The sequence below is a fragment of the Clostridioides sp. ES-S-0048-02 genome, assembly GCF_020658495.1.
GTDB lineage: Bacteria > Bacillota > Clostridia > Peptostreptococcales > Peptostreptococcaceae > Clostridioides.
Map to the genome: position 1 here is coordinate 38,501 of NZ_JACVWH010000020.1, position 7,468 is coordinate 45,968.

Sequence of the window (7,468 nt, forward strand, 5' to 3'; positions counted from 1 at the left end):
TGTAAATATACCTTCATATCATTATTATTAAACATTTCTAAAAATAATAATATAAAAAGATACTTTCTTTTATTAAAACAGTTTAAGAAAGTATCTTTTATTCTTCACATTTTTTATTACTTTAATTTGGTTTTTTCTTGTTTTTTATAAAAACACATAAAAACTAGATATACACTTCTTTAAAATAAGTATATACCTAGTTTTAATTACAAAATTATTTTACATAATAGATGGATATTAATTATTTAATGTTCTATCTTCTTTATTACTTTGCAGTAGCTAGTCCAATTATTTTTTCTGCAAATTGTGATGGAACCTCTCCATATCTTTCTAATTCCATTTCAAAATACCCTCTACCTTGTGTCATTGCTCTTAAATCTATTGCATATTTAAATGTTTCTGCTTGTGGAGCCTCTGCAAATATTATTTGTTTTCCTTTATTATCTGGCTCCATACCAAATATTTTACCTCTTCTCTTGTTTATATCTCCCATAACATCTCCCATATATTCTTCTGGAACAGTTATCTTAAGTTTCATAATAGGCTCTAATAATATTGGATGAGCTTCCTCCATACCTTTTTTAAATGCTGCACTTGCTGCCATCTTAAAAGCCATTTCAGAAGAGTCTACATCATGGTATGAACCATCATAAAGTGTAGCCTTTATATTTGTAACAGGGAAACCAGCCAATACTCCTTTTTGCATAGAATCTTTTAAACCTTTTTCTACTGCTGGTATATATTGTTTTGGTACAGACCCACCAAATATTTCTTCTGTAAATTCAAAATCAGATTCACATCTTTCAAATCTTATCTTTACATCTCCATATTGACCATGGCCACCTGATTGTTTCTTATGCTTACCTTGTACATCAGCTGTTTCCTTTATAGTTTCTCTATAAGGAACTTTAAGGTCATTTAATTCAACATCTACCCCGAACTTATCTTTCATTTTATTTTTAATTGTTTTTATATGAAGCTCCCCTTGTCCTCCTAAAAGAGCTTGTTTTGTCTCTGTATTTCTATACCAATGTAATGTAGGGTCTTCCTCTACAAGTTTGTTTAATACAGCAGCTACCTTTTCTTCATCACCCTTATTCTTAGGATTAACAGCATAATATATTTGTGGTTTAGGGAAGTCTATCTTATCTAAAGCTTCTGCATCTTTATCTACAGATATAGTATCTCCTGTCTTTAGAGAATTAACTTTAGTTACAACTACTACATCACCAGCCTTAGCTTTGTCTATTTCAACTAACTCACTATTTCTCAATGTATATATGTTAGCTATTTTTTCTTTTATGTTTTTGTTTATATTAAAAACTTCTTTATCTTTAGAAATTGCACCTTGAGTAATTTTTATATATGACATTTTTCCTACAAATGGGTCAACCATAGTTTTAAATACTAATCCTTTAAATGGCTTACTCTCTTCTGTAAATATAGGTTCTAGATAATTTGATATTGTATCTAATATTTCTTTTGTTCCTATATTATTTATAGTTGAACCACATATTACAGGTATAATATCTCCTCTTTGTATACCTATAACAATACCTTTTTGGATTTCTTCTGTAGTTAACTCTTCTCCATTAAAATACTTATCTAATATTTGGTCATCTGTTTCTGCTATAAGTTCCATTAAAGCTTCTTTTACACTCATAGCTTGTTCTTTAAATTCACCTTCTAAATCATCTATATTTTCAAATACATTATGTAACTTGACAAAGTTTTTATCTTTGTATATAGGACTTATCATTGGAACTATCTTATTATTGTATTTTTCTCTTAACATTGCTATTGCATCTTTATATCTTGCTTTTTCATTATCTATTTTATTTATAAACATTATCTTAGGAATACTCTCAGTTAGTTCTAATGATTTCTCTGTACCAACTTGAATAGGTGCTGTTGCATCTATTACTATTATTGCTGCATCACTTGCTCTAAGAGATGATACAACGTCTCCGCTAAAGTCAAAATATCCTGGTGTATCCAATAAGTTAAACTTATAGTCATTATATTCTATAGGTATTAATCCCATACTATAAGTCATATTTACCTTGTCAGTTAATTTAGGTATCTTATTAGTGTTTGCTGTGTAAGCTATAGTTTCGATTAGATTTGTTTTACCACATCCGCTATGTCCTAATACTGCTACATTTCTCAACATATTACTATCATAAACCTTCATATAAGCACCCACCTTTTAAATTTATGTATTTTCTCTTAGCTGTTATTTCCTAAGAAATAGTCTAGAAAATGTTTATTATTTTTAGAATTTTTAGATAACATTTTCCTTACTAGCTTTATTTCTACATAGGGATATAATTTTCCTCTTTTTTTTAACAAATATTTAATTTAAACAAATAAAAACACTCTAAATATTTAATAAAAATATTTTAGAGTGTTTTATAAGTTGTTTCAATTCAATTATTTCATTATCATTAATAGTTGTTTATCTTCAACCATATCATCTTCTTTTACTTTAATTGATTTAATTACTCCATCAGTTTTAGCAACTATTATAGTTTCCATTTTCATTGCTTCTATAACTATTAATGGTTGATTTGCTTTTACTTCATCTTCTTCTTTAACCATTATTTTTATAACTTTTCCTGGTATACTTGCTCCGATTTGAAGTGGATCATTCATATCAGCTTTCTCAACATTAGTAACTTTTCCAGAGAAGTTTCTATCTTTTATTTCCACTTCTCTAACCATTCCATTTAATTCAAAGCCTATAGTTCTAAATCCATCTTCTTTAACTTCACCAATTTCAACTAATCTTATTGTTAATACTTTACCTTCTTCTATTTCTACTTCACATTCTTCATTTTTATTTAATCCATAGAAGAATACATCACTTTCAAGTTTAGATATATCATTATAATGTTGTAAATGTTTAATATAGTCTTCATAAACTTTTGGATATAAAGCATAACTTATAACATTTCTTATATTTGCATTTATATCATATTTTTCATTTAGATATTTTGCTATGTCATCAAAATCTTCTGCTGGTAATAGTGAACCAGGTCTTACTGTAATAGCTTCTTCGCCTTTTAAAACTACTTCTTGTAAATCTTTTGGGACTCCACCTTCTGGTTGACCAATCATACCTTTACAGTAGTCTACAACAGAATCTGGGAATGATAAGTTCTTACCTTCTTCTATTATATTATTTTTATCTAATTTATTTTTAGTCATAAAGATAGCTAAATCTCCTACAACTTTTGAAGATGGTGTTACTTTTATTATATCTCCTACAACTTCATTAGCTTCTTTATATTTTTCTTTAACTTCATCAAATCTATTAACTAATCCTAAACTATCAGCTTGAGGTTTTAAGTTTGTATATTGACCTCCTGGTATTTCAAAATTGTATATTTCTGCACAAGAGTTAGTTAAGTCACTTTCAAATTTATTATAGACTTTTCTTAAATCTTTATAGTATTTTCCTAATTCATCATATCCAAATAAATCTATACCTGTATCTCTTTCTGTATTTTTAAGAGCTTCTACTATTGCATTAAGTGATGGTTGACTTGTAAGTCCTGCCATAGATTCTAATGCAGCATCAATTATATCTACACCAGCTTCTGATGCCATCAAACAAGTTGCCACACCATTTCCACTTGTATCATGAGTGTGTAAATGTATTGGTGCTTTTACATTTTTCTTTAGTTCTTTAACTAATGTATAAGCAGAATATGGTTTAAGAAGTCCTGACATATCTTTTATTGCTATTATGTCTGCTCCTAAACTTTCTAACTCTTTTGCCATCTTAATATAATATTCTAAGTCATATTTAGTTTTAGTCTTATCTAATATATCACCTGTATAACACATAGTTGCTTCAACTATTTTTCCAGTTTCTAGAGCTGTATTAATAGATGGTTTCATATTTTCAACCCAGTTTAATGAGTCAAATATTCTAAATACATCTATTCCTTGTTTAGCAGACTCTTTTGTAAATTCTTCTATTACATTATCTGGATAGTTTTTATATCCAACTCCATTTGATGCTCTAAGCAACATTTGGAACATTATACTTGGTATTTCTTCTCTTAGTTTTTGTAATCTACGCCAAGGTGACTCTTTTAAGAATCTATATGCAACATCATAAGTAGCTCCACCCCACATTTCAAGTGAGAATAAATCTTTTTGATATTTTTCTGTTGGTTTAGCAGCTTTTAATAAATCATATGTTCTTAATCTTGTTGCCAATAATGATTGATGTGCATCTCTCATTGTTGTATCTGTTAATAATAGTCTTTTATCATTTTTTATTTTTTCTATATATGCAGATTTACCTAACTTATCAAAAAGTATCTTACTTCCTTCTGCCTTTGAACCATCTTTATTCATTCTTGGTTCATGTAACGCATCAAATAATGGTTTTTCTTGACAAGCGTTATCATTTACAATTACATCACCTATAAATTGAAGTAATTTTGTTCCTCTATCTTTACTTTCTGTTATTTCAAATAAATCTGGATTTTCATCTATAAATTTAGTACTACATTTACCATTTGAGAATATAGGATTATTTAAGACATTAACTAAGAATCCTACATTAGTCTTAACACCTCTAACTCTAAGTTCTTTTATAGATCTTATAGTTTTGTTTATTGCTCCTTGGAATGTTCTATCCCAAGATATTGTCTTAACCAGTAAACTATCATAGTGAGGACTTATGTTTGCTCCTGTAAATCCATTTCCACCATCTAGTCTTATACCAAATCCTGAACCAGTTCTATAAACTTGAATTTTACCTGTGTCTGGCATAAATCTATTTTTAGGGTCTTCTGTAGTTATTCTACATTGGATAGAATACCCTCTTATTTCAACATCATCTTGTGATTTTATATTTATTTCTTCACTATCTAGGCTGTATCCTTGAGCTATTAATATTTGACTTTGAACTATATCTATTCCTGTAACCATTTCTGTTACAGTATGCTCAACTTGTACTCTTGTATTCATTTCTATAAAATAATGACCACCATTTGCATCTACTAAGAATTCTAGTGTGCCTGCATTAGAATAGCCTACATATTTTGATAACTTGACTGCATCATCACATATTTCTTTTCTTACTTTTTCATCTAATGAAAATGCTGGTGCATACTCTATTATCTTTTGATGTCTTCTTTGAACAGAACAATCTCTTTCGTATAAATGAACTATATTTCCATAGTTATCCCCTAATATTTGAACTTCTATATGTTTTGGGTCAGCTATATATTTTTCTATGAATATAATATCTTCACCAAAAGCTTTTCTTGATTCACTACAAGCAGTTTCATATTCAAGCTCTAAATCTTTTTCATGATGTACGATTCTCATACCTCTACCGCCACCACCATTAGATGCTTTTATCATAACAGGATAACCTATTTTATTTGCAACTTCTTTTGCTTCTTCAGTACTTCTTATTGCTTTTTCCACCCCTGGTATAGTTTGAACATTAACTTCTTTTGCAATTTTTTTAGAGTTTATCTTATCCCCCATCATATTCATTACTTTAGATGATGGGCCTATAAAAGTAATTCCATTTTCTTCACATTTACGAGCAAATTCTGCATTTTCTGCTAGAAAACCATATCCTGGATGTATAGCGTCAACTTTTTTTCTCTTTGCTAAGTCTATTATTCCATCCATATCTAAGTATGCATCTATTGGACCTTTGCCTTCCCCTATTAAATATGATTCATCTGCTTTTGTTCTAAATAATCCATATTTATCTTCTTTACTATATATACCAACACTTTTTATCCCCAATTCTGAACAGGCTCTAAATATTCTTATAGCTATTTCGCCTCTATTAGCTACTAGTATTTTATTAAACTTTTTAAGCATACTCTATTCTTCTCCTTTATTGTTTGTGTAATATTAAAGATTATAGACTAAAATACTTTATTTTTGAAGATGTTTAAGCAAGTTCCTTAATTAATAAGATAAATTTATAAATATATATAATTTTTAGACTGTATAAACTCAATTTACCTCACTAAAATTAAGGGGTTTTTTATGGGATTTCAGACAAACTTGTGTGAAAATTTCTACAATTGACCTTATTTTATACTATTTTCTTCTCTGTTTACATAATTATTTTCATCTTTACGTAATATTTCACATACTTTTCTCAATATAGTTCATATCTTAATCTATCTGTCTTAACAAACGTTTTATTACATCAGAAAGTTTTAGATGACCTAAATCTGCATATGCTATAACTAGTATTATTTTTACTACTCCTTCTACCCCATCTAATTTATATGCTCTAGCATTTATTATTGTGTACTTTGGCATAAGTTCTTCTAAACCTAGTGCAAGTTCATCAGATAAAGTCATATATTCATCAAATTTTTCCTCATCAGATAAAGTCATATATTCATCTTGCTCACTTATAATAGTATCTAAATAATCCATATTTATACTTAACTGATAAGCTATTACGTCCTCTCTTTTTGTGCTTTTACTCAAATCCTTTTCAACTTTGAATTTACTATTCTTATCTATTATTATTTTAAGTTCTTCACTATCAACTATTTCATTTCCTATAATTATATACAAACTTTTTACCTCCTAAATATAAATCTTTTTTAATCAAAAATAAAACCTCTAGTAAAATTACTAGAGGTTTGCACTGGTGGGATTAACAGGGCTCGAACCTGTGACCCCCTGCTTGTAAGGCAGGTGCTCTCCCAGCTGAGCTATAATCCCTCGATGTTTATATGGTGCGCCCAAAGGGACTCGAACCCCTAACCTTCTGATTCGTAGTCAGACACTCTATCCAGTTGAGCTATGAGCGCATTTTATTGGAGGCGACACCCAGATTCGAACTGGGGATCAAGGAGTTGCAGTCCACTGCCTTACCACTTGGCTATGTCGCCACCTTTTTGGTGATCTATCCGCGACTCGAACGCGGGACACCCTGATTAAAAGTCAGGTGCTCTACCGACTGAGCTAATAGACCATATTAGTTGGGGTGGATAATGAGAGTCGAACTCACGACCTCCAGAGCCACAATCTGGCGCTCTAACCAACTGAGCTATACCCACCATATATCTTCAAATTTAATGTGGTGGGCCATCAGGGACTCGAACCCCAGACCTACCGGTTATGAGCCGGGCGCTCTAACCAACTGAGCTAATGGCCCACATTAAATTTTTAGTAGCGGTAATAGGAGTCGAACCTATGACCTTTCGGGTATGAACCGAACGCTCTAGCCAACTAAGCTATACCGCCATATTCTTGGTGCCCAGAGGCGGAATCGAACCACCGACACGGGGATTTTCAGTCCCCTGCTCTACCGACTGAGCTATCTGGGCATTTGGCGGAGAGGGTGGGATTCGAACCCACGGCCCCTTTCGAAGTCACTGGTTTTCAAGACCAGCTCCTTAAACCACTCGGACACCTCTCCATTGGTGATCTATCCGCGACTCGAACGCGGGACACC

At 30.9% G+C, this 7,468-nt stretch carries 3 protein-coding genes and 9 tRNA genes; all 12 read right to left on the bottom strand.

Features of this window, described 5'->3' with window-relative positions; genetic code table 11:
* Positions 1 to 265 precede the first annotated feature (265 nt).
* Positions 266 to 2,194: an elongation factor G gene (locus tag IC173_RS17470; protein WP_227437116.1), complete on the bottom strand. Its 1,929-nt coding sequence runs from the start codon at positions 2,192 to 2,194 to the stop codon at positions 266 to 268.
* A gap of 239 nt (positions 2,195 to 2,433) precedes the next feature.
* Entirely contained in the window at positions 2,434 to 5,865 is a 3,432-nt protein-coding gene (locus tag IC173_RS17475; protein WP_227483617.1) for a pyruvate carboxylase, read from the bottom strand.
* Between the two features lie 303 nt (positions 5,866 to 6,168).
* Entirely contained in the window at positions 6,169 to 6,582 is a 414-nt protein-coding gene (locus IC173_RS17480) for a hypothetical protein (RefSeq protein ID WP_227855990.1), read from the bottom strand.
* A gap of 74 nt (positions 6,583 to 6,656) precedes the next feature.
* Positions 6,657 to 6,732, bottom strand: a tRNA-Val gene (locus IC173_RS17485).
* Between the two features lie 12 nt (positions 6,733 to 6,744).
* Positions 6,745 to 6,821: transfer RNA gene (locus IC173_RS17490), tRNA-Arg, on the bottom strand.
* A gap of 7 nt (positions 6,822 to 6,828) precedes the next feature.
* Positions 6,829 to 6,902: transfer RNA gene (locus IC173_RS17495), tRNA-Cys, on the bottom strand.
* A 7-nt stretch (positions 6,903 to 6,909) separates the two neighbouring features.
* Positions 6,910 to 6,985 (bottom strand) — tRNA-Lys (locus tag IC173_RS17500).
* Positions 6,986 to 6,993: 8 nt separating this feature from the next.
* A tRNA-His gene (locus tag IC173_RS17505) sits at positions 6,994 to 7,070 on the bottom strand.
* Between the two features lie 21 nt (positions 7,071 to 7,091).
* A tRNA-Ile gene (locus IC173_RS17510) sits at positions 7,092 to 7,168 on the bottom strand.
* A 15-nt stretch (positions 7,169 to 7,183) separates the two neighbouring features.
* Positions 7,184 to 7,257 (bottom strand) — tRNA-Met (locus IC173_RS17515).
* A gap of 7 nt (positions 7,258 to 7,264) precedes the next feature.
* Positions 7,265 to 7,340 (bottom strand) — tRNA-Phe (locus tag IC173_RS17520).
* 3 nt (positions 7,341 to 7,343) lie between these two features.
* Positions 7,344 to 7,432, bottom strand: a tRNA-Ser gene (locus IC173_RS17525).
* Positions 7,433 to 7,468 lie beyond the last annotated feature (36 nt).